This is a genomic window from Paenibacillus sp. 01L418 (assembly GCF_056400045.1).
On record NZ_JBFTSN010000759.1, the window covers coordinates 1 to 1,272 of the forward strand.

Here is a 1,272-nt window from a genome sequence, read left to right on the forward strand (position 1 = left end):
GTCGAAATGACCGTTCGATCTTTGGATCGTTTAGCCGCTACATTGACGAGCATGTTAGGTTATAGCGAAGTGTCACGTACGGAAAATGAAGCCATTTATCAATCTGTTGCCGGTCGTTCCTATGGAGAAATTTTGGTCAAACAAGCAGAAGGAGCAATCGAGAAGCCTGGAAGAGGAAGCATTCATCATTTAGCCATCCGTGTTAAAAATGAAGAAGAGCTGCGCTATTGGGATGAGGTCGTTAAAAAACGCGGCTTCCACTCCTCCGGCATTGTGGATCGTTATTATTTTCAAAGCTTATATTTCCGAGAATCAAATGGCATTTTGTTTGAAATAGCGACGGATGGGCCAGGGTTTACGAAAGATTCATCCGTCGCAGAGCTAGGTAAAGCACTGGATTTACCGCCATTTTTAGAAGCTAGACGGGCGGATATTGAAGCAAAATTAGTACCGCTGAATTAATACGCAAAAGGGGAGAGAACGCATGGAAAAATATCGAAACGATAAAAATAAAGGATTAGAATTCGGATTGTATTCCATTGGGGATCATTTGCCTAACCCGAATACGGGCACAATGATAAGTGCTGAACAGCGTATTCAAGAGCTCATTGATGCAAGCAAGCTGGCAGATGAGGCAGGAATAGATGTATTTGCTGTAGGGGAAAGTCATCAAACATTTTTCACGACACAAGCCCATACCGTGATTTTAGGAGCTATTGCCCAGGCCACAAAAAACATTAAGATTGCCAGCTCAGCAACAGTGCTAAGTACATCTGATCCTGTTCGAGTATACGAAGATTTTGCAACGATCGATTTAATTTCCAAGGGACGTGCGGAAATTGTGGCAGGACGGGGCTCACGCGTCGGGGCGTATAGTTTGCTTGGCTATGATGTTCGGGATTATGAAGAACTATTTGAAGAGAAGCTAGAGCTTCTAATGAAATTAAACAATGAAGAAACGATAACATGGGAAGGTCAGTTTAGACCAGCTCTTAAGCAAGCATCGATTTTGCCGCAGCCCCAAAATGGACATATGCCCATTTGGAGAGCAGTAGGCGGACCTCCTGCAAGTGCTATTAAAGCAGGATATGCCGGAATTCCAATGATGCTGACAACGCTTGGAGGTCCAGCAAGCAACTTTAAAATTTCGGTAGATGCTTATCGTGAAGCTGCTTCAAGCAAAGGTTTTGATCCAGCAGCTTTACCTATAGCAACGACGAGTTTATTTTATATGGCAGAAACGACACAAGACGCTCTTCGTGAGTACTATCC

The 1,272-nt window shown here is 43.6% G+C and carries 2 protein-coding genes; both read left to right on the forward strand.

Annotated features, from left to right (window positions below; translation table 11 throughout):
• Positions 1-462, forward strand: a 462-nt coding sequence (locus AC1DSE_RS35405) for a VOC family protein (RefSeq protein ID WP_477529135.1), incomplete at its 5' end; no start/stop codon positions are given.
• Between the two features lie 22 nt (positions 463-484).
• Positions 485-1,272, forward strand: a 788-nt coding sequence (locus AC1DSE_RS35410; protein ID WP_477529136.1) for an LLM class flavin-dependent oxidoreductase, incomplete at its 3' end; no start/stop codon positions are given.